The sequence below is a fragment of the Novosphingobium jiangmenense genome (genome assembly GCF_015694345.1).
GTDB classification, from domain to species: Bacteria; Pseudomonadota; Alphaproteobacteria; order Sphingomonadales; family Sphingomonadaceae; genus Novosphingobium; species Novosphingobium jiangmenense.
In genome coordinates, this window is record NZ_JADQDC010000001.1 from 188,318 (window position 1) to 212,204 (window position 23,887).

Genomic DNA, 23,887 nt, shown 5'->3' on the forward strand with positions numbered 1-23,887 from the left:
GCAGTTCCCTCCTTGGTTGAACTTGAGATCGGCATCAGCCGGTTGAAAAGCCGACGCTGGACAGCACCGCGGCAAAGCGCGGCTCCTTGCGCAGCGGATTGAGCATGGGATCGTTGCGCGCCAGCATCAGGCCGGAATCGCGCAAGGCCAAGGCCTTTTCCATGGCATCGAGCGCCGGTGCCACGCGGCCCCACTGCGCGAGGATCTGCGCCTGCTGGTACAGGGCATTGTCGCCATACTCGCGCAGCAGTTCGGCCATGCGTGCATCGCCGGCGGCCTGACCCGAAACTGCGCGCTCGGCAATGGCGAGCCCGCGCAGGCGCGAGAGCTTGGCGGTTTCGAGCCGGAATTCGGCAAGGGCGGTGGCATTGTCGCCCTTCAGCAGGGCGATGTCGCCGAGCAGGCGGTGGGCATTGCCGGCCTTGGGGTTGAGCGAGAGCGTGTAGTGCGCAAGATCGGTGGCCTTGGCATAATTGCCGGCGGCGAATTCCATGATTGCGGCGCCGCGGAACACGCTGGGATTGACCGGGTCGAGCCGCTTGGAGCGCTCGGTCATGCGCCGCGCCGCTTCGAAGTCGCCCATGTTGGCGGCGAACTCGGCGGCGGCAGAGAGAATGCCGGCAAGACCGAAGCCCAGCTCCGCCGCGCGCTGGAACGGCTCGCGCGCATTGGCCATCTGCAGCTGCGCTGCCAGAACGAAGCCGAGCGCGGCGTGACCTTCGGGCATGGCCGGGGCAAGCTCGGTCGCGCGGCGGGCGGCGGCGATCGAGGCATTGCGGAAATCGGCGAGCGCGGGCCCCGACAGGTAGCTGTTGGCAATCACGATCAGCGTGCGCGCCTGTGCCGCCATGGCGAGGCCATAGGCCGGATCGAGCGCCAGCGCCCGCTCGAACGCGGCAAGGGCTGCCCGGTCGCTCTCCTCGCCCGAGGCCGACTGGTATAGCGACTGGCCCTTGAGGTAGCTGGAGAAGGCTTCGGCGTTGCGGGTGCCGCCGGGGCGCTCGGAATGCCAGTCCTCGTCGCGGCTGATCGCCGAAACCAGCGCGTCGGCCACGGTGGTGGCAATATCGCGCTGAACGCCGAGCAGGTCGGCCTGGGTGCGGTCGAACACCTGCGACCACTTCTCGAAGCCGGTCTTGCCGTCGACCAGCTGGGCGGTGACGCGAATCTGCTCGCCCGCGCGGCGGAAACTGCCCTGCAGGATCGAGGCGACATTGAGGCGGCTGGCGATTTCGACCGGATTTGCGCCCGGCGCGCTGCCGACGCTGCTAGAGGACGCCTGCGCCGAAACTTCGAGCTGGGGATTGAGGCCGAGCGTGGAGCGCAATTCCTCGGACAGACCTTCGGCAAAGACATCCTGTTCGGGATCGCCGCTGAGATTGCGGAACGGCAGGACTGCCACGCTGTTGGCGCCGGCGCCGCCGCCGATCAGCCCGCCGGCCCATGCGGCGAGACCTCCGCCGACAACCACGGCTGCCCCTGCACCCAGCGCGGTTCGGCGGCTGATCCCGGCCTTGCGCCGCGAAGGCCGGGCCACGGGCGTGCCGGCCTGCCCGGTGATCGCCGAAAGCGCGCGGAGCAGCGACTGGAAGCCGGGGGCATCGACCTTGCCCTTCCAGCGTGACAGGTCGATCAGCTGCAACTGGCGGAAGCCGAGCGGGGGTTCGGTGCCGTCGATCGTCAACGGGACCAGGCGCTTGCGATCGCGCCCGACGGTGGCCTCATCGCGCACCCAGTCCGATGCGATGGCCGATTGCGACCACAGGACGATGACGGCAGAGGCTTCTTCGAGGGCCTTGGCGATGGTGGGCAGATAGCTTTGCCCGCCTTCCAGCAGGCCGTCCCACCACACGCGATAGCCCTGGGCTTCGAGCGCCTCGATCAGCGCGCTCGCCGTGGTCTGGTCATTGCGGGCGTAGCTGACGAAGACCGTTGCAGTCTCTTCAACCCGATCGCCCACCCATGCCCCCACGGCGTTGCCAGCGCTGCCTGTGATAAGGCAACGAACGTGCCGATGTTATACGTATTTGTCCGACAGGGAAGAGGGGATCGTGCCTAAGGTCAGAGCGCGGAGGCGTGCCGCTCGACTTGGTAGGTGCGCATCCGGGCGCGGTCGAACAGGCGCTCCTCGTCCTCGATGATCTCGGCCATGGTGGCAGGATCGGCCATGGCGGCAAAGCATGCGTCGCAGGTCTGCTGATCGGGGAAGTCGATTTCCAGCACGACGTCGAAATCGTGAGGCTGGTCGGTCCCGTCCATGGGGTGGAGGTGGTTGCGCTGGTAGCGGGTGGCCCAGCCGGACAGGACCTTCTCGCCGATCAGGCGGTGGCGGCTTTCGTAATAGGCGATGAAATCGGCCTTGCTCATGCCTTCGCGGCGCTTGAGCAGGGTGAGGACCGTGACGGTCATGCGTAGGCATCCAGCCAGCGCCGCGTGGCTTGCGCGACGGCGGCAGCGCGCAGGGCGGGGTGCGGGAAGGCATTGCGCAAGGCTTCGGAGCGCAGTTCGATGGCGAGCGGGATGCCGGGGGGCAGCGCTTCATGCAGCGCGGCGAGGGGGAGCGCGCCTTCGCCGCACTGTTCGCGCAAGTCTATCGCATCGCGGATCACCGCGGCGAAGTCTGCCGGGTCGGGGCGTTCGGCCGGGGCATCGCAGAACTGGGCGTAGGGGAGCAGGGCGGGGTCGACCTTGGCGATGTCCGCGATCGACGTGCCCGAGCGGTCGACGTGGATCGGGTCGATCAGCAGGGCCTTGAGCGGGTGGTCGATCCTGTCCAGCACGGCCAGCGCGGCGGTGAGGTCCTTCACCTCGGTGAAGATGCCGAATTCGAGCGCGACGCGAAGCCCTGAGCCTTCGGCGTGGCGGCACAGGTCGTGCAGCTGGGCAGCGGTGCGGGCGTGGTCAGGATCGGACGAGACACACAGGACATTGGCGGCGCCAAGCTCGGCACCGACGTCGATCACCTTGCGGTGGTCATCGAGCGGGACGCCCGGCTTGAGCCAGATCACCTCGACATCGAGCAGCGGCAGGCCGGTGGCGGCGAGCGCGGCGCGGGCATCGCGGGTGTGCGCCGGGGTCCATTCCAGCGGATCGACCCACAGGCCGACCATGTCGAAGCCGCCTGCGCGGGCGGCCTCGATGGTGTCGACAGGACCGAATTCGGGCACGACGCCCGAAGCGAGGCTGATCGGGTTCACCGGCAGCCGCCGATCACATCTGCGGTTCGGGGAGGTCCGGATCGTCCTGCAGATACCAGTCCAGCCATTCGTGGAAGTACTGGTTGCCGCGCTCGTTGCGACCGAAGACCAACTCGTCATGCGCGCCGGTTTCGAGGCCCTTCTGGATCTCGAGGCCGATCAGGTAGTCCTCGGTATAGGTCACGTCGCGGAAGAAGTTCATCGCCGCTTCGACGTTGGCCCGGTCTTCCTCGTCGCGGATGGGTTCGCGGCGCAGGTAGTTGAGCACGGTGCGGTTCTCGCCCGGCGTCGGCCCGGGGAAAAGCTGGGCGACCTGGGTGATCTCGGGAGCGATGAAGGCCGAGACGTTGGGGAACATGATCCGCACGAAGTCGAACCCGTTGTTCTCCTGCGTGCCCCACTGGTCGCGCGGAATGTCCTTCAGCGCCTCGGCGATCTTGTGGTGCGGGAAGCCGATGCGCTGGTGCGGGCCGAAGCCTTCGTAGTGCATGCAGTTCGAAGGGGTGCGCGGGAAGATCGTCTCGGGATGGAGCGAGGCGAAGTGGTAGCCTTCGAGATAGCCGTCATAGGCGATTTTCCAGTTGGCGCCCTCGATCACGCGGCTGCCCATGTAGGTCCACTTGTCGAAGTCCAGCGCTTCGAAATCGTCGAGGAAGCCGCGGTAGAAGGCATCGACGTCGATCGGGGCGTTGGGCGTCAGGACGACGAAGATCATCCCCGCCTTCTCCTGGCACGGCAGTTCGCGCAGGCCCATTTCCGACTTGTGGACCTCGCCGAACTTGGAGGCTTCGGAAATCCCGATCAGCTTGCCGTCCTGGCCGAAGGTCCAGCCGTGGTACTTGCAGGTGAAGCGCGGGCAGTTGCCGTGGCCTTCATTGGCGACCGGCGCGCCGCGATGCGAGCAGACGTTGAGGAAGGCCCGGACCTTGCCGGCCTTGTCGCGGTTGATCAGCACCGGCATGCCGACGGCGTCCATCGCCTTGTAATCGCCGGGATTGGGCAGTTCGGCGGTGAAGGCGAGCATCAGCGGCACGCGCTTGAACACCAGCTCCATCTCCGCCTTCCACTGGTCGGGATCGGTATAGCTGCGGACCGAGACGCGCTTGGTCTTGTCGGTCAGGAAGGTCTGCTTGTTCGCGACATAGTCGTGCATGATTTCAGCGACTTGTCCGATACGCTCGATACGGTCCATGGGATCTGGTGCCTCTCCGTGGCCTTATGGCCGAATGTTGCCGGTGACCATGCCGTGCCCAAGTTGCAGGGGAAAGCTGTGACAGGGGCTAGGTTACTGCTCTTTTCGCCAATTGATGCAGGCGCGCGCGCCTTGGAACAAGCGGACCCATGAACGAGAACACTGCAAAACCATGGGACTGGCTGCCGTTTCCTGCTCCGCATCAGCGCGAATTCGCGCAAGGCGGGGTCTGGCAGCGCAAGACGTTGGCCGACCTCGCGCGCGAACGGGCCGCGACGACGCCCGATTTCGTGTGCTTCATCGATGGCGAGGGGCAATACACTTTCGCGCAAGTGCTGGCCGAGGCCCAAGCGCTGTCCGCCGCGCTCCACGTGCGTGGCCTGCGCAGCGGTGACGTGATCGCCTTCCAGGTGCCCAACTGGCGCGAGGCGGCAGTGATCAACCTGGCGGCGGCGCTTTCGGGCTTCGTGATCAACCCGATCGTGCCGATCTACCGCGATGCCGAAGTGACGATGATGTTGGGCGATTGCCGTGCCCGCGCGATCTTCGTGCCGGACGTTTGGCGCAAAGTGGAATATGCCGCCATGGCGCGGCGCTGCCAGCAGGCGCTGCCCGATCTGGAGCACGTGTTCACCGTGCGTGGCAGCGGCGCTGACGACTTTGCCGCGCTGGTCGAGACCGGGCGCGGGGTGGAATTCGCCGCCCCGGACGTCGATCCGCTGGGCGTCAAGATGGTGCTCTATACTTCGGGCACCACCGGGCGGCCCAAGGGCGTGCTGCACAGCCATTGCACGCTGGCGCACATCGTGGCGGAAAGCGGGCGGCACTGGGGGTTGGCCGAAGGCGAGGCGACGCTGATGCCTTCGCCGGTGACGCACGTTTCGGGCTATGCCAATGGTCTTGAAGCACCGTTCATCTGCGGCATCCGCTCGGTGCTGATGGAAGCGTGGAATGCCGCCGAGGCACTCGCGCTGATCGAGCAGCACAGCCTTGTCGGCACGGTGGCAGCAACGCCGTTCCTCGTCGAACTGGCAGCTGCCGCGCGGGCGGCGGGCACCGGACTGCCGAGCTTCCGCTTCTTCGCCTGCGGCGGCGCGGCGGTTCCCGCGGATTTGATCCCTGCCGCGAATGCGGCCTTTGATAACTGCAAGGCGTTCCGCGTGTTTGGTGCCTCCGAAGTGCCGCTGGTGACGTTTGGCTGGCCGCAGGACGAGCATCTGGCGGCCACGACCGACGGCGAGGTGGTCGATTACCAGGTCCGCATCGTCGATCACGAGGACAAGGATCTGCCGCGCGGCGCCGAGGGCGAAATTCTTGCGCGTGGCCCCGCCATGATGATGGGCTATGCCGACGCCGCGCAGACTGCCGAGGCGATCACCGCAGACGGCTTCTTCCGCACCGGCGACCTCGGCGTGCTGACCGCAGAGGGCGCGGTGACGATCACCGGGCGCAAGAAGGACCTGATCATCCGGGGCGGCGAGAACATCTCGGCGAAGGAGATCGAGGACGTGCTGCATTCACACGCAGCGGTGAAGGAAGCCGCCGTCGTCGCCATGCCGCACGAGAGGCTGGGCGAGGGCGTCTGTGCCTATGTGATCCTGTCGGGCGAGGCCGACGCGGCGGCGCTGGTCGCGCATGTCGGCGCATCGGGCATGGCCAAGCAGAAGATCCCCGAGCGCTTCGAGTTCGTCGAGGACTTCCCCCGCACCGCCAGCGGCAAGGTGCGCAAGGACCAGTTGCGGGCGATGATCAGGGAAGCGCTCGCAACCGGCTGAGTCTTCGCCCATCCCCAAGGAGTGCGGGCTGAATTATTGCAGTCTGACGATCTGTTGCGCATGGAAGCGGTGATGCGGATGGCCGCGCGCCGTTCGGCTTCCTCGAACAGAGAGTTTTACAGGCATGAGCGAAGTCCTGTCCGATTCCGGCCTCCCCCCGGTCCAGCGCGTGGTTACCGGCCACGACGCCGCAGGTCGCGCCGTGTTCAAGTCCGAGGATGTGACGCCGACCAGGATGATCCCTTCGGGCGATGCCGCCTTCCTGCTGATCTGGACCACGCCCACGGTCCCGGCCGACAACAATGACGAGACCGACGGCCGCCATCGCGAGGCGGGCCTCACGCTAGAAGGAGGCTCGGTCATCCGCGTGGTCGACATGCTGCCGGGCAAGGAAAGCCCGATGCACCGCACTAACTCCATCGACTATGGCATCGTGCTCGAAGGGGAGGTCGAACTGGAGCTGGACGATGGCGTGAAGCGCACCGTCCGCCAGGGCGGGATCATCGTGCAGCGCGGCACCAACCACCTGTGGCGCAACACCACCGACAAGCCTTGCCGCATCGCCTTCGTCCTGATCGAGGCACCGGCCTATCTTCACAACGGCGCGCCGCTGCCGGAAGACCGGCCGGAACTCAAGTAGGCCGCGAATCGACGTGGGCCGGTCGACTGCAACTTCTGATCGAGGAACGAAATCGTGAACGTTGTCGTGACCGGTGCGGGCGGTTTCGTCGGACGAGAGCTTGTGCGACTGCTGGCAGGTGTCGGTCATGCGGTGACCGGAATCGACACCGCAGCAGGCGGCATTCCCGACGTGGCTCGGGCGGTGGCCGGCGACCTTGGCGATCCTGCCGTACGGGCCGAAGCGTTGAATGGAGGGTGCGATGCCCTGATCCATCTCGCCACCGTTCCGGGCGGTGCGGCGGAAGCCGATCCTGCGGCCTCCCGCCGCATCAATGTCGATGCGATGTACGATCTGCTGCTTGAAGCGGCGGCGACGAGGCCCGGCCTGCGCGTGGTCTATGCCAGTTCCATTGCGGTGTTCGGCGATCCGCTGCCGCCGCTGGTCGACGATGCCACGCCGCTTTCGCCCAAGTTGATCTACGGCGGGCACAAGGCGATGATGGAGGACGCGGTCGCGATGTTCTCCAATCGCGGCCTTATCGACGGGGTGAGCGTGCGGCTGCCCGGCATCCTCGCGCGGCCCAAAGGGCCATCGGGCATGAAATCGGCGTTCATGTCGGACTTGTTCCACGCCCTGAAGGCGGGCGAGGAGTTCATCTGCCCGGTATCCGCATCTGGAACGATCTGGGCGAAATCGGTGCGATGCTGCGCGCGGAACTTCATGCATGCGCTAGTCGTGGATTCGGCGTTGCTGCCGCCGACGCGGGCGGTGACCCTGCCGGCGCAGCGCGTCGCAATGGGCGATCTGGCGGCCGAAATCGCGCGGCAGTGCGGCGTTTCGCCCGATCTGGTCCGCCACGCACCCGATGTGGCACTTGAGGCGGCCTTTGCGGCACAGCCCCCATTGGCGACGGCCGCAGCCGAACACGCCGGTTTTGCGCACGACGGAGACATTCCTACCCTCGTCGCCAGCGCCCTCGCAACGATCTGAAGGGCTGCACGGAAATGGCAACGCGATCCGCCGGTCTTGATCGCGGCTACGGCAATCCTGAGGCTGGTGTTCCAGTATCGCCGCATTCATTGATTCTGTAAATGCTTATTCAGAAAAACAATTCATCGTCCTGATTTGCGCTGGGTCAACAATCCCGGGCGCGATTCCCGCCATGGCTTCGTACACGCGAACGGAGACTTGGAATGGCGATCATCGGCATCAGGCGGCTGACATGGATGGTGGAGGACGTTGCCGCTTGCGTCCGCTTCTTCACCGATTTCGGGCTGTCGCTGATCGACAGTGACGCCACGTCCGCGCTGTTCGAGGCGGCGGACGGGTCGCAATCACTGTTTCTTGCCAAGGGGCACGATGGCTTGCCCACGGGCACCGCGCAGACCACCAGAGGCGTGCACGAATGCGTCTGGGCGGTCGACAGCGAGGACGGGTTGGCGCGGCTCATGGCGCGATTGGAGCCGGTGGTTGCGCTGTCGACCGACGGCGAAGGCGTGGTGCACTTCGTCACGCCGTTCGGGCAGGCGATCGGCTTGCAGGTGTGGCGCCCGCGCGCGGTGTTCGGCGCGCCGACGCCGCAGAACACGGTTGGCCGCATCGCCCGGCTCAACCAGCCGCGCAAGTGGATCGACCGCGCCGTGCCCAAGCGCACCCACCACTGCGTCTGGACCTTTCCCGACGTGCAGGAGGCGGTAGATTTCTACCGCGACATCCTCGGCTTCCGCATCACCGACATGCAGAAGGGCTTTGGCGTCTACATGCGTGCCGATGGCTGTTACGAGCATCACAACGTGTTCCTCGCCGATGCCCACGCGCCGATGCCGGGATTCAACGGCACCCTGAAGTTCCACCACGCCAACTGGGAAGTGGAGGACATCGACGAGTTGATGGTGGCCAAGAACCATCTCGACCGGCGCGGCTATACCTATGGCGACTGGAACTGGGGCTTCGGCCGCCACCGCCTGACTTCGGCGGCGTTCTTCTATGTGCCCTGTCCGGCGGGCGGCGAGGCGGAATATGGCGCGGACTGCGATTGCGTGGACGACAGCTGGCGCCCGCGCATCTGGGACGGCGCGTTCGGCACCGCGATCTACATGACCAACCTGCCCGACTTCATGAAGGGCGAACCGAACTGGGACGTGACCTACGCCCGGCCGGATCAGCTGCACTACCATCCGGCAGACCGCGCTCCGATGGCTGAGGCTGCCGAATAGGCGGGGCTCATGCCAGAGCCTTGCCGATCGCACGGTTGAAGAGGTTCCTGCGCCGTCCGTCATGCTTGCCTGCACGGGCTGGCGCAGGCAAGGGAAGGCGGTGCCGGGGCGCCATGCCGGGTACGCACCAGCCTGAGGACGTGCCTTGACCAGCCCCTTCGACCTATCCGGCAAGACAGCCATCGTGACCGGCTCTACCCGTGGCATCGGCCGCGCCATTGCCGAAGCCCTGATTGCCCAGGACGCGCGCGTCGTGATCTCAAGCGAGAGCGCCGATGACACTGCGCGGGCTGCGGGCGAACTGGGGATGCCGGGCTTGGCATGCGACGTCAGCGACGATTCCGCGCAAGCCGCGCTGGTCGGGTTCGCTGTAAAGGAGCTTGGCGGGCTCGACATTCTCGTCTGCAATGCCGGGATCACCGGCAAGGCGGGACCCTTCGCCGAAATCGACATGGACGATTACGCGCGCGTGATGGCCATCAACCTGCGCAGCCAGGTCGTGCTGTGCAACCTGGCCTTGCCCCGTATCGCCGAGCGTGGCGGCGGGGCGGCAGTGCTCGTCGCCAGCCTTTCGGGCTTGCGCGGCAACGGGCGGATCAATGCCTATGCGCTGGCCAAGGCGGGCGTGGCGCAGCTGGCGCGCAATCTCGCGGTGGAATGGGGACCGCAAGGGGTGCGCGTCAACGCGATCTCGCCCGGCTTCATCGCCACCGAACTTTCCCAGCCCCTGCTCGACGATGCGGCGTTCATGGCGCGGCGCATGGCGATGACCCCGCTGCGCCGTCCCGGAACGCCGGCAGAGGTTGCGGGCGTGGCGGCGTTTCTCGCCTCACCCGCCGGGGCCTTCGTCACCGGCCACAACCTCGTGGTCGACGGCGGAACGCTGATCACCGACGGGAGCTGACGGTCAGCGCCAGTTCGCTCCCGCGGCATGGCGTCCGGCGCGGCGGCCGAAGTAGGAGCCCGGCCCGAGGCTGAGGCCCGAAGCATAGGCCTTGCCGGTACGCGGAATGTGCGCGGCGCTGGCGCCCACCACGTAAAGGCCGGGAATGGTATTGGACTTGAGGTCCAATGCCCGTCCGGTTGCGTCGGTCTTGATCCCGCCCAGGGTGATGAACAGGTAGTGCGACTTGTCGAAGCTGATGTCGAAGGCGGCATAGGGGCCGACGTCGAGCGGCTTGAGCCAGTCGGCATGCTTGTGGAAGCGCGAGTCCACGCCCTGCGCTGCATCGGCGTTGTAGGCGCGCATCGTTTCGACCAGCGAACCGGGCGGCAGGGCAAGGCCCGCTTCCATCTCCTCGACCGTTTCCCAGCCGTCGACGAGGGTGTGCTTTGCCAGGGGGTTCTCGGGGTAGGCGAAGACTTCGCTGTCGACGATGAGGTAGGCGGTCTGTCCGGGCTGCTCCATCACGAAGTTGCCGAGCCTGCCGTGATAGACGTCTTCCGCCACGAAGCGTTCCCCGTTGCGGTTGACGACGATGCCCTTGATCAGCTGGCCCGGCGGATAGATCGAGGCGGTGGGGATTACCCCGTCCATCGCCACGGCATGTGCGCCCGCCGAAAGGCCGAGCCGCACGCCCGCGCCATCGTTGCTGGGGATGCCGAGCGGTTCGCTGGTTTCGGTGAGCAGCGGCAGGTGCTGCTTGATCAGCGGCTCGCACATGTTGTGGCTGCCACAGGCGACGATCACGCCGCGCCGCGCCTTGACGAAGAACTCGCGGCCGGTCTGGCGGACCTTGACGCCGACCACGCGCCCATCGGCCTCGTCCTGCACCAGCGCGATCACCGCGCTGTCATAGATCGCGGCAATGCCCTCTGCCTCGCAGCGTTCGAGCAGCGGCTTCATGCCCGCAGAGCCTGCGTTCTCGCCAACGCCGGCCACCTTGTGCCCGCGCGGGGCAGGGCGGGCGGCTTCGCGATAGGGCCAGGCCTTCTCGTTGCCGGTCCACATCAGGCAAGTGGTGTCTTCCAGCCACACCGCCTTGCCGGGAAAGTAGGTGCGTTCGAATGGCACGCCCTGCGCTTCGAGCCAGTCGAAGTGGTCCTTGCAGTCGTTGGCAAAGGCGATAGCCGCATTGGGATCGAGCGGGTCGCAACTGGCGAGGAGAAACGCGGCGAGCTGTTCGGCGTCGTCATCATAGCCTGCGGCTTGCTGCACGGCGGTGCCACCGCCGAGATACCAGATGCCCGAAGACAGCGCGCTGGCCCCGCCGCCGCCCGAGGCGCGTTCGACGATCAGGACTTGCGCGCCGGCGCGATGGGCCTCGAGCGCGGCGCAGGTGCCGGCAGCGCCTTGGCCTGCGACGACGACATCGACTTCCTGTTCCCACTCCGCCACGTCTGCGGGACGGATTACTTCCGGGATTTCAACGTTGTGCGTCATCCGATCAGTCCTGGCCCATGGCCTTGGCAACCGACGCGGCGATCTCTTCGCGTGTCGGATTGCGGCGCAGGGTGAGGCCGCCGTTCACCTGCAGGTTCTCGCCGGTCATGAAGCATTCGTCGCTGGCGAGGAACACCACGGCGGCGGCGACGTCCTCCGACGTGCCCCAGCGGCCGAGCGGGTAGGAATTGCGGAAGCTCTCGAACAGGCCGGGAACCTGCTTGGCATCGGCGTTCATCGGCGTGTCTGTAAGGCCGGGCGAGATCGAGTTGGCGCGGATGCCTTCGTGGCCGAACTCGTGGGCGATGCAGCGGACGATGTGGTCGGTCCCAGCCTTGGTGCCCATGTAGATCGCGTGGTCATTGAGCATGATCGTGGCCGTGGCCGAGCTGATCGTCATCAGCGATCCGCCGCGACCGCCCAGTGACTTCGCCATCTTGCGCACCATCGCCTGGAAGAACTGGTGCGGGCCGACCAGTTGCAGCGCGCTCATCGCGTCGAGTTCGGCGCGGGTCACTTCGAGAAAGGGCTTGAGCAGGCCCCAGCCGGTGGCGTTGATCGCGATGTCGATGCCGCCAAGCTGCTGCGCGGCGGTATCGGCAAGGGCGTTGACGCTGGCTTCTTCGGTGATGTCGCAGGCGGTCCAGAGGCAGCCGGTGCGCGTCGCAAAGTCCCCGAGCACGGCTTCCTTGCGGCCGGCGACGAGCACATGCACGCCTTCGTCCATCAGGCGCTGGGCGATGACCTGGCCCATGTTGCCTTCGCTGCTGGCACCGAGCACCACGGCGGTCTTGCCTTCGAGACGCATATTCCTCGCTCCCATTCGTTGTGGGGGCTGGCTATCACCAAGCGCGCTGCGGCGTTTCCTGTTCAAAAGGGGAGTGGCTTGGCATTGCCGCCCCCTTCAAGAACACTGCAACGGAATCTGCACGGGATAGAGGAGCGATTAGATGGATCTCGGACTCAAGGGCAAGAAGGTCATCCTGACCGGCGGCAGCCGCGGCATCGGCCGCGCGACGGCGGAACTGCTTGCCGCCGAAGGTGCGGACATCGCGTTCTGCTCGCGCAATCCCGAACAGGTCGCCGAAGCGGCGGAGAGCCTCGGCAAGCACGGCGGCAAGGTGTTCGGATCGGCCTTCGACATGGATCAGGGTCACGATGCCTATCGCGCATGGTTGACCGATGCGGCGGAAAAGCTTGGCGGCTGCGACATCTTCATCCCGATGATCTCGACTTCGGGTTCGGGCCAGACCGGTGATTGGCAGAAGGGCCTTGATCACGACATCATGGGTTCGGTGATCGGCATCGAGGTGCTGGAGCAGTACCTCGAGAAGTCGTCTTCGCCTTCGGTGGTGATCCTTGCATCGACCGCCGGGCTTGAAACCTTCATCATTCCGCAGGGCTACAACGCGCTGAAGGGCGCGCTGATCGTCTATGCCGGCCAGCTTTCGCAGGCGCTCGGCCCCAAGGGCATTCGCGTCAACACCGTGTCGCCCGGCCCGATCAAGTTCACCGGCGGCAGCTGGGACGTGATCGAAGGCGCTGCGCCTGAACTGTACAAGTCGGTCGAAGCCGGCTTCGCGCTCGGCCGCTTCGGCGGGCCGGAAGAAGTCGCCAAGGCTGTGGTGTTCCTCGCCAGCCCGGCTTCGTCCTACACCACGGGAACCAATCTGGTTGTCGATGGTGGCTTCACCAAGCGTATCCAGTTCTAAGGAACCTGCCATGAGCATCGGGGCCAAGGGGATCCAGCATATCGGGGTCTCGGTCCCCGATCTCGACAAGGCGCGTGAATTCTACCTCGACTTGCTTGGCGCGGTCGAGGTAGGTCCGCCATTGGAATGGCGGGACAATCCGTTCATCGACGAGGTTCTGGGCCTCAAGGGCAGCGCGGCGCGGCAATTCATGTGCCGCCTCGGCAACACGCATATCGAGGTGTTCGAATACGCCTCGCCCCCGCCCGAGCGGCAGGACCCCGATCGCGGGGTGAACCATCACGGTTACACGCACTTCGCGGTGCAGGTTGAAGATATCCAGGCCTGCTACCAGCGCCTGCTCGCCGCCGGAATCCGCGTCCACACCCCGCCTTCGATGGACGGCGTGACCGTGGACGAGGAGGGGCGCAAGAGCGGTTACGCGGCCACGTACTGCCGCGATTTCTTCGGCAACGTCTTCGAAATCATGGAAATTTACGACGATCCGCAGATCCGTCCGGTCTGGCGCGAGGGCGAGGGCGTGATTCTGCCGAATTGAAGGTATCTTCCTCCCCCTTCGTCATTCCCGCGCAGGCGGGAATCCAGCGACAGGAAGACTCGTCGCGCCGCGACTGAATTTCTCGCCCCCGTGGTTTTCCCGCCTGCGCGGGAACGACGAGGTGGATAAGTAAAAACCGGCAGATTGGACTGTTTCCCCGGGGAAACACCCGAAACTAGCCAAAAGCGCAGGGGTTCCGGGCCTGCTTTCTTGACCTCGGTCAAACGCATTTCGTGGCCACCATGACATCTTCCTCTCACCCCAAGGACGAGAGAGGAATGACATGGCAGACCGCGATCCCGGCGCGTTTGAACAGGCTCGCTGCCCCGGCACCAGCTGGGAAGATATTCTTGCCGCAGACGACGTGCCGCCGCCGGCCTTCATGGCCGAGGACCGTTCGCAGTACCTCGGCTCGGAGCCGATTGACGCCGCGCGCTACTACAGCCCCGAATTCTTCAAGGCCGAGTGCGAGAAGATGTGGCCCGCCGTGTGGCAGTTCGCCGCGCGCGAGGAGGACTTGCCCGAGCCCGGCGACTATGTGACCTACGACAATGCCGGTCGCTCCTACCTGATCGTGCGGCAGGAAGACGGCAGCGTGAAGGCGTTTCACAACGTCTGCCTCCATCGCGGTCGCAAGCTCAAGACCGACAGCGGCAGCGCCGAGCAGTTCCTCTGCCCGTTCCACGGCTTTTCGTGGAACCCGGACGGGTCCTTGCGCAACATCCCTTGCCGCTGGGACTTCGCGCACCTGACCGACAGCAAGATGCAATTGCCTGAAGCCAGCCTTGCGCGATGGGGCGGCTACATCTTCGTGCGCGACAATGCCGAAGGTCCGACCATCGAGGAATATCTCGACCCGCTGCCCGAGTTCTTCAAGCGCTGGCGCCACGAGGAATGCGTGACGGTGGCATGGGTGGCCAAGGTCATCCCCGCCAACTGGAAGATCGCGATGGAGGCTTTCATGGAAAGCTACCACGCTTATGTCACGCACCCGCAGCTTATGCCGTTCACCGGCGATGCCAACGCGGCCTACCACGTGCTCGGCCGACACGTGAACGTGAACTACACCCCGTTCGGCGTGATCAGCCCGCATATCGAGGCACAGGCCGAGGCCGAGCACTGGCCGCAGCAGCGGATCATCGATGAGTTCCGCAAGTACAACGGCCGCAGCGCCGACAACTACGACGAGGACAAGGACAACTACGCGATTCGTGTGCCCGAAGGCCGCAGTGCCCGCGCCGCGCTGGGCGAGAAGATGCGCGAGGTTTCGGAAAAGCAGTTCGGCGGCGACTATTCGGGCGTCTCGGAAAGCGAACTGCTCGATGCGCTGGTCTACAACGTGTTCCCGAACTTCGCGCCGTGGGGCGGGTTCATGCCGAACATCGTCTATCGCTGGCGGCCATGGCCCGATCAGGACAAGTGCCTGATGGAAGTGCGCGTGATCGCGCGGGTGCCGGAAGGCCAGCCCAGACCGGCGGGCGTGCCGATGCACATGCTGTCCGATGACCAGATCTGGGCCGATGCGCCCGAACTCGGCGTGCTGGGTGCGGTGCTCGATCAGGACAGCGAGAACATGGCGCTGTGCCACGAGGGCCTGAAGGTTTCGAAGAACCAGGCCGTCGAACTCGCCGATTACCAGGAAGTGCGCATCCGCCACATCCACCAGACGCTCGACTCCTATCTGAACGCTTGAGGTTAGCGAGATGACCGAACTTTACGACAAGTACGCCCGCGCCGCCGAGCGCATGCTCCATTTCGTCGAGACGAAGACGACCGACATGGCGAGCGAGACCATGCGCGTGCCCGTGGCCGACTACCTCAGCGAGGAGCGCTTCGAGGCCGAGATCGCGCGCATCTTCAAGCGCCTGCCGCTGATGCTGGCGCTGACCATCGAGCTGCCGCAGGTCAACGATTACAAGGCGATGGAGGTCATGGGCCTGCCGGTGCTGATCACGCGCGGCAAGGACGGCAAGGCACGCGCTTTCCTCAACGTGTGCAAGCACCGCGCGATGCATCTGGCCAAGGAAGGCAAGGGCAATTGCAAGGCCTTCGCCTGCCAGTACCACGGCTGGACCTACTCCAACGAAGGCAAGCTGATGGGCATTGCCGAGGCGAGCACTTTCGGCGATGTCGATCGCTCGACCCTGAACATGACCGAACTGCCCTGCGACGAGGCGGCGGGGCTGATCTTCGTGATCCTGACGCCCGACCTGCCGATCAACGCGGTCGAGTGGATGGGCGGAATGTACGAGGACTTCGCCGCGCTGAAGCTCGAGACGTGGTACTACCACAAGAGCAAGGCGATGAAGGGGGCGAACTGGAAGGTGGCCTATGACGGCTACCTTGAAGGCTACCACTTCCAGGCCGCGCACACCAACACGGTAGCGACGCGCAGCCCTTCGAACCGGGCGAACTACGAAGGTTTCGGCCCGCATATCCGGCTCGGCTTCCCGCAGAACTCGATCACGCGGCTCGCCGATCTCCCGCGCGAGGAATGGGGGCGGCAGGAGAACAAGGGCTATGACTTCATCCGTATGCTGTTCCCCAACATGAGCTTCTTCCTGGCGCCCGAGATGGGGCAGCTGGCGCAGCTGTTCCCGGGGCCGAAGGCGAACCAGAACACCACGGTGATGAACTACATCTTCCCGGTGAAGCCCGAGACCGAGGAAGGTCTCGCCGCGCTTGACCAGATGTGCGACTTCTTCTTCGACGTGGTCGAGGAGGAGGACTATTTCCTCGGGCTGAAAGTGCAGAACGGCCTCGAATCCGGGGCGATGACGCACCAGACTTTTGGCCGCAACGAGCCGGGCAACCAGTTCTTCCACAAGTGGGTCGCCTACTATCTCGACGAGAGCGGGAAGACCCCGATGCCGGTGATGAAGGAATAGCCAAGCCGCTGATTTGACTGGACCTTCCGGCTCTTGCAGGTAACCGTTCAGCGCGGCCAGTCCGCCCTGAGTCGTTTCCCTTGCAACCGGAAGGTCCTTGCATGACGCATCGTTATCGCCCTGCCGCAGCGCTGCTGCTGGCCGCATCGGCATTTGTCCTGTCGGGTCAAGGCGTTGCGGCGCAGGACAGCTTTCCGCCGAGTGACATTCCGGCCAAGTTCACGCCGCCCGAAGACGCGCGCGACTATGTGAAGCGCGAAGTGATGATCCCGATGCGCGACGGGAAGAAGCTCTACACCGTGATCGTCTTTCCCAAGGGCACGACCAACGCGCCGATCGTGCTGACGCGCACGCCCTATGACGCCAAGTCACGCGCCAACCGGATGGACAGCCCGCATATCCTCTCCACCCTGCCGCTGGCGGACGAGGCCTTCGTCAAGGCGGGCTACATTCGCGTCTATCAGGACATCCGTGGCAAGTATGGCTCGGAAGGCGATTACATCGTCACGCGGCCAGTGCGCGGGGAACTCAACAAGACCGAGACCGACCACGTCACCGACGCCTATGACACGATCGACTGGCTGGTGAACAAGGCGAACCTCCCGGAATCGAACGGCAAGGTCGGCATGATCGGTTCGAGCTATGAGGGCTTCACCGTGGTCATGGCCCTGCTGAACCCGCATCCGGCGCTGAAGGTGGCCGCGCCGGAAAGCCCGATGATCGACGGCTGGATGGGCGACGACTGGTTCCACTACGGCGCGTTCCGCCTTGCCAACATCGGCTGGATCGGATCGCAGACCGGCTACAAGGGCAAGGGCGACGATCCGGCGACCGGGATCTACGACAATTACGAGGAATTCCGCCGCCTTGGCGGGGCCAACGAGTGGGCGAAGAATTCTGGCTTCGACCAGCTTCCGGCTTGGCAGAAGATGGTCAGGCACACCGCCTATGACGAGTTCTGGCAGGGTCAGGCGCTCGACAAGCTGCTGGCTGCAAACCCGTCCAACGTGCCGACGATCTGGGAACAGGGGCTGTGGGACCAGGAGGACATGTACGGTGCGATCACCGCGTGGGAAGCGCTCAAGGCCAAGGGCAAGACCGGCAACAACTTCCTCGTCATGGGGCCGTGGCGGCATAGCCAGGTCAACCGTGAAGGGCGCGAGTTGGGGCCGTTCAAGTGGAATGGGGACACCGCGCAGCAATTCCGCGAGGACATGGTGCTGCCGCTGTTCAACCAGTATCTGAAGGATGGTCCGGCGGCGAACCTGCCGCAGGCGGCGATCTACAACACCGGCGAGAACCACTGGGACAAGCTGACGCAGTGGCCGCTGGCGTGCGAAACTGGCTGCGCTTCGCCGCTGAAGCCGATCTACTTGCAGGCCGGCGGCGGGCTCGGCTTTGACAAGGGCGGTGCGGGCGAAGACTCTTATGTCTCCGATCCCGACAAGCCGGTGCCGCATCTGCCGCGCCCGGTGAACTTCAACGACGGTCGCTGGGGCGACTGGCTGGTGAGCGACCAGCGCCATGCCGACGGGCGACCTGACGTGATGACCTATACCTCGCCGGTGCTGACCAGCGCGGTGCGTGTTTCGGGCGCGCCGATTGCCGATCTTTACGCCAAGACCACCGGCACCGACGGTGACTTCGTGGTGAAGGTGATCGACGTGTTTCCGGACGAGGTAGCAGGGGCCGACCCGAAGATGGGCGGCTACCAGTTGCCGATCAGCCTCGACATCTTCCGTGGCCGCTATCGCGACAGCTTCGCCAAGCCCACCGCCATTCCGGCGGGGAAGGTGCAGCGCTACAAGTTCCGCCTGCCGACGGTGAACCACGTGTTCCAGCCCGGTCACCGGATCATGGTGCAGGTACAGTCCTCGCTGTTCCCCCTTTATGACCGCAACCCGCAGAAGTTCGTGCCCAACATCTTCCTCGCGAAGAAGGCGGACTACCAGAAGGCGACGGTGACGCTGGAGCGCGGTGGTGCCAATGCCAGCGCGGTGTGGCTGCCGGTCGTTCCCGAAGGGACCGCGCTGCCCAAGGCTCCCTAAGGCTTCGCGCTATCCGTCAGGGCCTGTGCCGGTGCGCCGAGAACGGCCTGGCGGAGGGCAAGCGACCGCGTGAACATCGGCCCGCAGGCTTCGAGGAACTGCGTCGGCTTCATGCCGAGGAACTCGTGCGCCTCGCGGATGAAGTGCGAGTAATCGGTGTAGCCGGCATCAATGGCGAGGGCGCGCCTGCCGGGGCCGCCCCGGATCAGGGCATGCAGCGAGCGCAGGAAGCGGGCGCGGCGGATCAGCAGCTTGGGCGGGAAGCCGAAGGCCTTGAGGCTGAGCCGTTCGAGCGTGCGCGGGACGTAGCCGAGTGCTTCGGACAGTTGCCTGACGGTGCGCAGGTTCGGGTCCAGCAAGGCGGCGAACAGGCGCGCGATCGCTTCTTCGTCGCGCTGCGGTGGCGTCATCCTCTCGAGGAACCATTCGTCGAAGATGGCGGGAATGGCGCGGGGATCGGAGCAGGTGCGCAGGCGATGCGCAAGCCTTTCGACCCCGGTGCCGAATACGTCACGCGCAGGGACGACACGGTTGGCGAGATCGGCAGCCGGCAATGCCGACAGGCGCGTCCAGCCCAGGGGCGTGATGCCGGCGCCGATGACGGTGCCGACGTTACTTTGCGACCAGCATGCCGCCGAGGATGGGCCGAACAACGACATATCGGGAACGCCAATCGCTTCGGGTGAGCCACAGCGGACCTGCCAGTGGGTCTGCGGATCGAGCAGGACGCGCAGGTTGAACCAGGCGGGCTGGAACACGTCGCTGTGAACCTCACCCGCAGACGGAGCCACGGCATAGAGGTGATAGCCGCTGACCAGCCCTTCGAGGCGGGGCGAGGGCTTCCAGTATTCCATGCGCATGGTTGCCGCAGGTGCGGCTGCCTTGGGATCGGGAACTGTCGCGACCGTCATCTTGCGAATTCTTGCCTCAGGGCCAATCGTTTACGACCACTGAGAAATGGAACGGTCGTTCCGGTGTTTAGTGCCTGACCATGGCGCCGCCGTCCACCCAGACGCCGTGTCCCGACATGAAACGGGCGTCGTCGCTGCAAAGGAAGGCGATGACGTCGGCGATGTCCTCGGGCTGGCCGAGGCGGCGCAGGGGTGCCTTGTTCTCCCAGAAGGTGCGGAATTCGGGCATCTGGGTGAAGGCGGGCGCGGTCATCGGCGTGGCGATGGCGCCGGGCTGGACGCAGTTGACGGTGACGCCGAACGGGCCGAGCTCTGCCGCTACCGACTTGGTGAAGCCGAGAACGGCGTGCTTCGACGCGGAATAGGCGGACAGGCCCTCGTCCCCATGGCTCGATGTGGTCGAGCCGATGGTGACGATGCGGCCATTGCCTGCGGCCTTGAGATGCGGCGTGGCATCGCGGACGAGGCGGAAGACGGCGATCAGGTTCACTTCCAGCACGCGCAGGAAGTAGGCATCGTCATGCCCTTCGAGCGGGTGGAAGGCGCTGATTCCGGCGCAGGGGACCACGGTATCCAGCCCGCCCATCGTAGCAACGGCCTGTTCGATGAGGCGGGAATTGGCATCAGGGGCAGTGAGGTCGGCAACGAAATCGACATCGCCCTGAACGTCTGCGGTGAACACCTGCGCTCCGTCTGCCCGCAAACGCGCGGCAGTTGCGGCTCCGATGCCCGAAGCCGCCCCTGTGACAATGGCCTTGCGGCCGGCAAGCCGGTCAGAGGCCATCGGCGATCTTCAGCACGAGCTTGCCGGTGTTCGCGCCCGAGAACAGGCGCATGAAGGCATCGTAGGCGTTCTCGAGGCCGTGCTGCACGTCTTCGTCGATGCGCAGGCGGCCTTCGGCCATCCACTGCGCCATGACCGCGCCGCCTTCGGGGAAGCGCGGCGCGTAGTCCATGATCAGGTAGCCATAGAGCGTGGCCTGGTTGGTGAGGACCGACCACAGGTTGCGCGCGCCGATCTTGGTGGGCGAGTTGTACTCGCTGATGAGGCCGCACAGCACGATGCGGGCATGCTTGGCGAGGTTGAGCAGTTCGGCATCGAACACGTCACCGCCCACGTTCTCGAACACCACGTCGGCACCGTTCGGCGCGGCGGCGCGGATTTCGGCAGCGAGCTGGTCGACCGACTTGCCCTTGTAGTCGATGGCGACATCGAAGCCGTAGTCCTCGATCAGGCGGCGGCACTTTTCCGCTCCCCCGGCAATGCCGATGACGCGGCAGCCGAGGATCTTGCCGATCTGGCCGACTGCCGAACCGACCGCGCCTGCGGCGCCCGAGACGAGCAGGGTTTCGCCGGGCTGTGGCTTGGCGACATCGATCAGCCCGAAGTATGCGGTCAGGCCTACCGCGCCCATTGCGGAGAGGAACCGTGATGGCGAATCGACCAGGCCCACATCAACCTTCATGGTGAATCCGCCGACGCCGTTGACCGAGTAATCCTCAAGCCCGTTCATGCCCAGGACCCAATCGCCCACCGCGAAATCGGGTGATTTCGATTCAGCGATCACGCCGATCGTGGTGGCGCGAACCGGGTCGCCAAGAGGAATCGGTGGCATATAGCTGGGCGCATCGTCCATCCACCCGCGCTGGGCGGGATCGAGCGAGGCGAAGCAGTTGCGGACGACGAAGCCACCTTCCGGAGCGGTGGGAACCGGTTCTTCGACAAGAGAAAAATCTTCGGGCACCGGCGTCCCGTGAGGACGGCGGGCCAGCAGGAAGCGGCGATTGACGGTCATTTCGATCTCTCCCGGATTCTTGTCCGAACGTTACGGCAAGCATGGAACATGCACCGGCCAAGGCACCTGTAACAAGTCGCAGTTGGTTCCCGGGGCGCGGCAGTGGATGAAAGAGAGGAACCATCGCCACCAAGTGGGCGAGGTTACCCTTGAGGGAGGATACTCATGAGAAGCACTGCCGCACGGCGTCTGATCGCTGCTGCCCTGACCACTACCGCAATCGGTTTCTCGTTGCCCGCGTTCGCTGCCGAGGCAGATGAGCCCCAGGCAGCGCAGGCTGACCAGAGCGCGCAAGCTGCCGATGAAGGTGACAACGGCGCGATCATCGTGACCGCGCGTCGCCGCTCGGAAACGCTGCAGAGCACGCCGGTCGCCATCACCGCCGTCAACACCGCCTTCCTCGAAAGCAAGGCTGCCGTGAACATCGGCGACCTGCAGGGCGCGGCTCCGGGCCTGCTCATCACCCAGCAGAACTCGGGTGCCCAGGCGGCCAACATCTCGATTCGTGGCCTGACCTACGCCGACATTGAGAAGTCGCAGACCCCGACCGTCGGCGTGCTCGTCGATGGCGTGGTGATCGGCACGAACACCGGCCAGCTGCAGGACGCATTCGACATCGCCCAGCTCGAAGTGCTGCGCGGGCCGCAGGGCACGCTGTTCGGTGCGAACACCATCGGCGGCGTGATCAACATCCAGCGCTCCAAGCCGACGATGAAGCCCGGCCTGAAGGCCGAGGTGACCTATGGCAAGTTCGCCACCTTCTCGACCAAGGTCCTTGCCAACTACGGCAACGAGGAAAGCTGGGGCGTCAAGGCGTGGTACTTCCACAACGAGACCGACGGCTTCTACAAGAACGTGCGCCGCAATGTCAGCGCAGGCTGGAGCAACGGCGAGAACTACGGCGCGAGCCTGCTGTGGAAGCCGGTCGGTTCGGGCTTCGATGCTCAGCTGACCGTCGCCCAGGTCGACCAGGTGTTTGACCCGGTCGTCAGCAACATCACCAACAGCAGCGAAGTGTTCTGCGGGTTCATTCCGGCGCAGGAATGCAACCGCAACACCACGACCGACCTCTATACCACGTTCGGCGATGCGGCTCAGAGCAACTACAAGGCTCCTGAAGCCACGCTCGAAATGAACTACGACGCTGGCGGCGTGAAGCTGACCTCGATCACCGGCTGGCGCAAGAGCACCGAAGCCCAGACGCAGGACTTCGACGGTTCTTCGACCGACCTCTACTACGTCGACCGTCGCCAGCACTACGAACAGTGGAGCCAGGAACTGCGTGCAGCGGGCAACCTGTTCGAAGGCTTCGACTACGTCGTCGGCGGCTTCTACTTCAAGTCGGACTACGACCTGACCCAGTGGTCGCGCGTGTTCGGCTTCAGCCCCAGCACTCCGCCGACGCTGTTTGACCGCAACGCCCAGCGCGTGGAAGGCAAGACCGAGAGCTACGCCGTGTTCGGCGACTTCAACTGGGCTTTCGCCGAAGGCTTCCGCCTCTCGTTCGGTGGTCGTTACAGCCACGACAAGAAGGAGCTGAGCAACGGCTTTGCCGCCAACACCCTGCTCGATCCGGACAACATCGATCTTTCGAAGATCGCGCTGGTCGGTAAGGGCAAGGCGAGCTTCAACAAGTTCACGCCCAAGGTCGGCATCGACTGGCGTCCGAATCAGGACGTGATGGTCTATGCCTCGTGGTCGCGCGGTTATCGTTCGGGCGGCTTCAGCCCGCGCGCTGCGACTGCCGCAACCGCCAGCACGCCGTTCCAGCCTGAAACGGTTGACGCCTACGAAGTGGGCGTGAAGCTGGCGGCGTTCGACCGCAAGCTCGAGATCAACCTTGCCGGCTTCGTGTCCGACTACAAGGACATGCAGCAGAACCTGACCGTTCCGGGCGGCCCCACGGGCAACCAGACGATCACCGGCAACGTGCCCGGCGGCGCGCTGATCAAGGGCATCGAGGCTGACGGCACGCTGCGCGTGACCGACAACCTCAAGTTCACCGGCTCGATCGCGATCATGGACTCGCACTTCCGCAACTTCTTGACCTGCGGTGCCTATGCCGGCGGTCCGGTTGCGACCAATGCCTGCGGTGCGGGCCTGGTGCCGTTCAACTACTCGGCCAACCGCCTGATCTATGCGCCGGACTTCACCGCATCGCTGGGTGCGGAATATGTCCAGCCGACCGGCTTCGGCGACATCACCACGAACGTGGGCTGGCGCCATATCTCGCCCTACGACGAACAGCTTTCGGCAGCTTCGCTGACGGTGGCGACCAACGGTGCGGGCGCAGCCACGGGGGTCACGGTGAACGGCAACGATCCGCGCGTGCGCACCACCACGCAGGATCTGGTCGATGCGTCGATGACCTTCAACTTCGACCTCAAGGACACCAAGGCCTACCTGCGCGTGTTCACCCGCAACCTGCTCAACGAGAAGACCACGACCCACGCGTTCACCGTGGCCGGGCTCTGGTCGTTCGGCATGGCGCTCGAACCGCGTACCTATGGCGTGACCGCCGGCTTCAAGTTCTGAAGCCAGCACACATAACCTGATCCACCTTGCCGGGGGGGCGGGGGAGGGTCGCTTCGGCGACGTTCCTTACCGCC

Annotated in this window: 20 protein-coding genes; 11 read left to right on the forward strand and 9 right to left on the reverse strand. The window is 65.1% G+C overall.

The genetic code is table 11. The features are described from left to right. Positions 1 to 34: 34 nt before the first annotated feature. The 4 genes from I2488_RS00870 to I2488_RS00885 all read right to left on the reverse strand — a co-directional run bounded on the left by I2488_RS00870 (position 35) and on the right by I2488_RS00885 (position 4,389). Positions 35 to 1,960 (reverse strand): TIR domain-containing protein, encoded by a 1,926-nt coding sequence (locus I2488_RS00870; RefSeq protein WP_196273920.1) that lies wholly within the window; start codon positions 1,958 to 1,960, stop codon positions 35 to 37. 101 nt (positions 1,961 to 2,061) lie between these two features. After that, complete coding sequence (locus I2488_RS00875; RefSeq protein ID WP_196273921.1) at positions 2,062 to 2,409, reverse strand: EthD domain-containing protein; 348 nt, start codon at positions 2,407 to 2,409, stop codon at positions 2,062 to 2,064. Further along, complete coding sequence (locus I2488_RS00880; RefSeq protein ID WP_196273922.1) at positions 2,406 to 3,197, reverse strand: TIM barrel protein; 792 nt, start codon at positions 3,195 to 3,197, stop codon at positions 2,406 to 2,408. Before I2488_RS00880 ends, I2488_RS00875 begins: the two co-directional genes overlap by 4 nt. Positions 3,198 to 3,210: 13 nt before the next feature. Further along, on the reverse strand, positions 3,211 to 4,389 hold the full coding sequence (locus I2488_RS00885; RefSeq protein ID WP_196273923.1) for an aromatic ring-hydroxylating oxygenase subunit alpha: 1,179 nt from the start codon (positions 4,387 to 4,389) through the stop codon (positions 3,211 to 3,213). 149 nt (positions 4,390 to 4,538) lie between these two features. On the opposite strand from I2488_RS00885, the gene I2488_RS00890 reads away from it, so the two are divergent. The 5 genes from I2488_RS00890 to I2488_RS00910 all read left to right on the forward strand — a co-directional run bounded on the left by I2488_RS00890 (position 4,539) and on the right by I2488_RS00910 (position 9,906). Beyond that, entirely contained in the window at positions 4,539 to 6,164 is a 1,626-nt protein-coding gene (locus tag I2488_RS00890) for an AMP-binding protein (protein WP_196273924.1), read from the forward strand. A gap of 124 nt (positions 6,165 to 6,288) precedes the next feature. Then, positions 6,289 to 6,804 carry a cupin domain-containing protein gene (locus I2488_RS00895; RefSeq protein WP_196273925.1) on the forward strand — a complete coding sequence of 172 codons (516 nt, stop codon included), beginning with the start codon at positions 6,289 to 6,291 and terminating at the stop codon, positions 6,802 to 6,804. A gap of 54 nt (positions 6,805 to 6,858) precedes the next feature. Next, the gene (locus I2488_RS00900) at positions 6,859 to 7,776 is read left to right on the forward strand and encodes an NAD-dependent epimerase/dehydratase family protein (RefSeq protein WP_196273926.1); all 918 of its coding nucleotides are present in this window, start codon (positions 6,859 to 6,861) and stop codon (positions 7,774 to 7,776) included. Between the two features lie 203 nt (positions 7,777 to 7,979). Continuing rightward, entirely contained in the window at positions 7,980 to 9,002 is a 1,023-nt protein-coding gene (locus tag I2488_RS00905; protein WP_196273927.1) for a VOC family protein, read from the forward strand. Positions 9,003 to 9,147: 145 nt separating this feature from the next. Further along, the gene (locus I2488_RS00910) at positions 9,148 to 9,906 is read left to right on the forward strand and encodes an SDR family NAD(P)-dependent oxidoreductase (RefSeq protein ID WP_196273928.1); all 759 of its coding nucleotides are present in this window, start codon (positions 9,148 to 9,150) and stop codon (positions 9,904 to 9,906) included. Positions 9,907 to 9,909: 3 nt separating this feature from the next. Here the strand turns inward: I2488_RS00910 and I2488_RS00915 are convergent, their stop codons facing one another. Then, a complete protein-coding gene (locus I2488_RS00915) occupies positions 9,910 to 11,385 on the reverse strand; it encodes an FAD-dependent oxidoreductase (RefSeq protein WP_196273929.1) in 1,476 nt (491 codons plus the stop codon). 4 nt (positions 11,386 to 11,389) lie between these two features. Continuing rightward, positions 11,390 to 12,193 (reverse strand): SDR family oxidoreductase, encoded by an 804-nt coding sequence (locus I2488_RS00920; RefSeq protein WP_425492337.1) that lies wholly within the window; start codon positions 12,191 to 12,193, stop codon positions 11,390 to 11,392. Positions 12,194 to 12,335: 142 nt separating this feature from the next. On the opposite strand from I2488_RS00920, the gene I2488_RS00925 reads away from it, so the two are divergent. The 5 genes from I2488_RS00925 (at position 12,336) to I2488_RS00945 (ending at position 18,571) form a co-directional block, all read left to right on the forward strand. Beyond that, on the forward strand, positions 12,336 to 13,097 hold the full coding sequence (locus I2488_RS00925; protein WP_196273931.1) for an SDR family NAD(P)-dependent oxidoreductase: 762 nt from the start codon (positions 12,336 to 12,338) through the stop codon (positions 13,095 to 13,097). Between the two features lie 10 nt (positions 13,098 to 13,107). Continuing rightward, complete coding sequence (locus I2488_RS00930) at positions 13,108 to 13,635, forward strand: VOC family protein (protein ID WP_196273932.1); 528 nt, start codon at positions 13,108 to 13,110, stop codon at positions 13,633 to 13,635. A gap of 283 nt (positions 13,636 to 13,918) precedes the next feature. Then, positions 13,919 to 15,328, forward strand: a complete 1,410-nt coding sequence (locus I2488_RS00935) for an aromatic ring-hydroxylating oxygenase subunit alpha (RefSeq protein ID WP_196273933.1) — start codon at positions 13,919 to 13,921, stop codon at positions 15,326 to 15,328. Between the two features lie 10 nt (positions 15,329 to 15,338). Beyond that, the gene (locus I2488_RS00940) at positions 15,339 to 16,523 is read left to right on the forward strand and encodes an aromatic ring-hydroxylating oxygenase subunit alpha (RefSeq protein ID WP_196273934.1); all 1,185 of its coding nucleotides are present in this window, start codon (positions 15,339 to 15,341) and stop codon (positions 16,521 to 16,523) included. Between the two features lie 101 nt (positions 16,524 to 16,624). Then, positions 16,625 to 18,571, forward strand: a complete 1,947-nt coding sequence (locus tag I2488_RS00945; RefSeq protein ID WP_196273935.1) for a CocE/NonD family hydrolase — start codon at positions 16,625 to 16,627, stop codon at positions 18,569 to 18,571. Here I2488_RS00945 and I2488_RS00950 read toward each other — a convergent pair. The 3 genes from I2488_RS00950 to I2488_RS00960 form a co-directional block, all read right to left on the reverse strand. Further along, the gene (locus I2488_RS00950; protein ID WP_196273936.1) at positions 18,568 to 19,482 is read right to left on the reverse strand and encodes a helix-turn-helix domain-containing protein; all 915 of its coding nucleotides are present in this window, start codon (positions 19,480 to 19,482) and stop codon (positions 18,568 to 18,570) included. The two genes, I2488_RS00945 and I2488_RS00950, sit on opposite strands and share 4 nt — an antisense overlap. A 67-nt stretch (positions 19,483 to 19,549) precedes the next feature. After that, positions 19,550 to 20,266 carry an SDR family NAD(P)-dependent oxidoreductase gene (locus tag I2488_RS00955; protein WP_196273937.1) on the reverse strand — a complete coding sequence of 239 codons (717 nt, stop codon included), beginning with the start codon at positions 20,264 to 20,266 and terminating at the stop codon, positions 19,550 to 19,552. Continuing rightward, positions 20,256 to 21,278 carry an NADP-dependent oxidoreductase gene (locus tag I2488_RS00960; protein ID WP_196273938.1) on the reverse strand — a complete coding sequence of 341 codons (1,023 nt, stop codon included), beginning with the start codon at positions 21,276 to 21,278 and terminating at the stop codon, positions 20,256 to 20,258. The genes I2488_RS00955 and I2488_RS00960 overlap by 11 nt, the downstream gene beginning before the upstream one ends. Before the next feature lie 165 nt (positions 21,279 to 21,443). On the opposite strand from I2488_RS00960, the gene I2488_RS00965 reads away from it, so the two are divergent. Further along, on the forward strand, positions 21,444 to 23,813 hold the full coding sequence (locus I2488_RS00965; protein WP_196273939.1) for a TonB-dependent receptor: 2,370 nt from the start codon (positions 21,444 to 21,446) through the stop codon (positions 23,811 to 23,813). Positions 23,814 to 23,887: the final 74 nt, after the last annotated feature.

Coding starts and splice junctions, on each gene's coding strand:
- I2488_RS00960 (WP_196273938.1), bottom strand. CDS start 21,278: ATGACCGTCAATCGCCGCTTCCTGCTGGCCCGCCGTCCTCACGGGACG.
- I2488_RS00955 (WP_196273937.1), bottom strand. CDS start 20,266: ATGGCCTCTGACCGGCTTGCCGGCCGCAAGGCCATTGTCACAGGGGCG.
- I2488_RS00890 (WP_196273924.1), top strand. CDS start 4,539: ATGAACGAGAACACTGCAAAACCATGGGACTGGCTGCCGTTTCCTGCT.
- I2488_RS00945 (WP_196273935.1), top strand. CDS start 16,625: ATGACGCATCGTTATCGCCCTGCCGCAGCGCTGCTGCTGGCCGCATCG.
- I2488_RS00930 (WP_196273932.1), top strand. CDS start 13,108: ATGAGCATCGGGGCCAAGGGGATCCAGCATATCGGGGTCTCGGTCCCC.
- I2488_RS00885 (WP_196273923.1), bottom strand. CDS start 4,389: ATGGACCGTATCGAGCGTATCGGACAAGTCGCTGAAATCATGCACGAC.
- I2488_RS00940 (WP_196273934.1), top strand. CDS start 15,339: ATGACCGAACTTTACGACAAGTACGCCCGCGCCGCCGAGCGCATGCTC.
- I2488_RS00950 (WP_196273936.1), bottom strand. CDS start 19,482: ATGACGGTCGCGACAGTTCCCGATCCCAAGGCAGCCGCACCTGCGGCA.
- I2488_RS00895 (WP_196273925.1), top strand. CDS start 6,289: ATGAGCGAAGTCCTGTCCGATTCCGGCCTCCCCCCGGTCCAGCGCGTG.
- I2488_RS00935 (WP_196273933.1), top strand. CDS start 13,919: ATGGCAGACCGCGATCCCGGCGCGTTTGAACAGGCTCGCTGCCCCGGC.
- I2488_RS00915 (WP_196273929.1), bottom strand. CDS start 11,385: ATGACGCACAACGTTGAAATCCCGGAAGTAATCCGTCCCGCAGACGTG.
- I2488_RS00965 (WP_196273939.1), top strand. CDS start 21,444: ATGAGAAGCACTGCCGCACGGCGTCTGATCGCTGCTGCCCTGACCACT.
- I2488_RS00925 (WP_196273931.1), top strand. CDS start 12,336: ATGGATCTCGGACTCAAGGGCAAGAAGGTCATCCTGACCGGCGGCAGC.
- I2488_RS00920 (WP_425492337.1), bottom strand. CDS start 12,193: ATGCGTCTCGAAGGCAAGACCGCCGTGGTGCTCGGTGCCAGCAGCGAA.
- I2488_RS00875 (WP_196273921.1), bottom strand. CDS start 2,409: ATGACCGTCACGGTCCTCACCCTGCTCAAGCGCCGCGAAGGCATGAGC.
- I2488_RS00905 (WP_196273927.1), top strand. CDS start 7,980: ATGGCGATCATCGGCATCAGGCGGCTGACATGGATGGTGGAGGACGTT.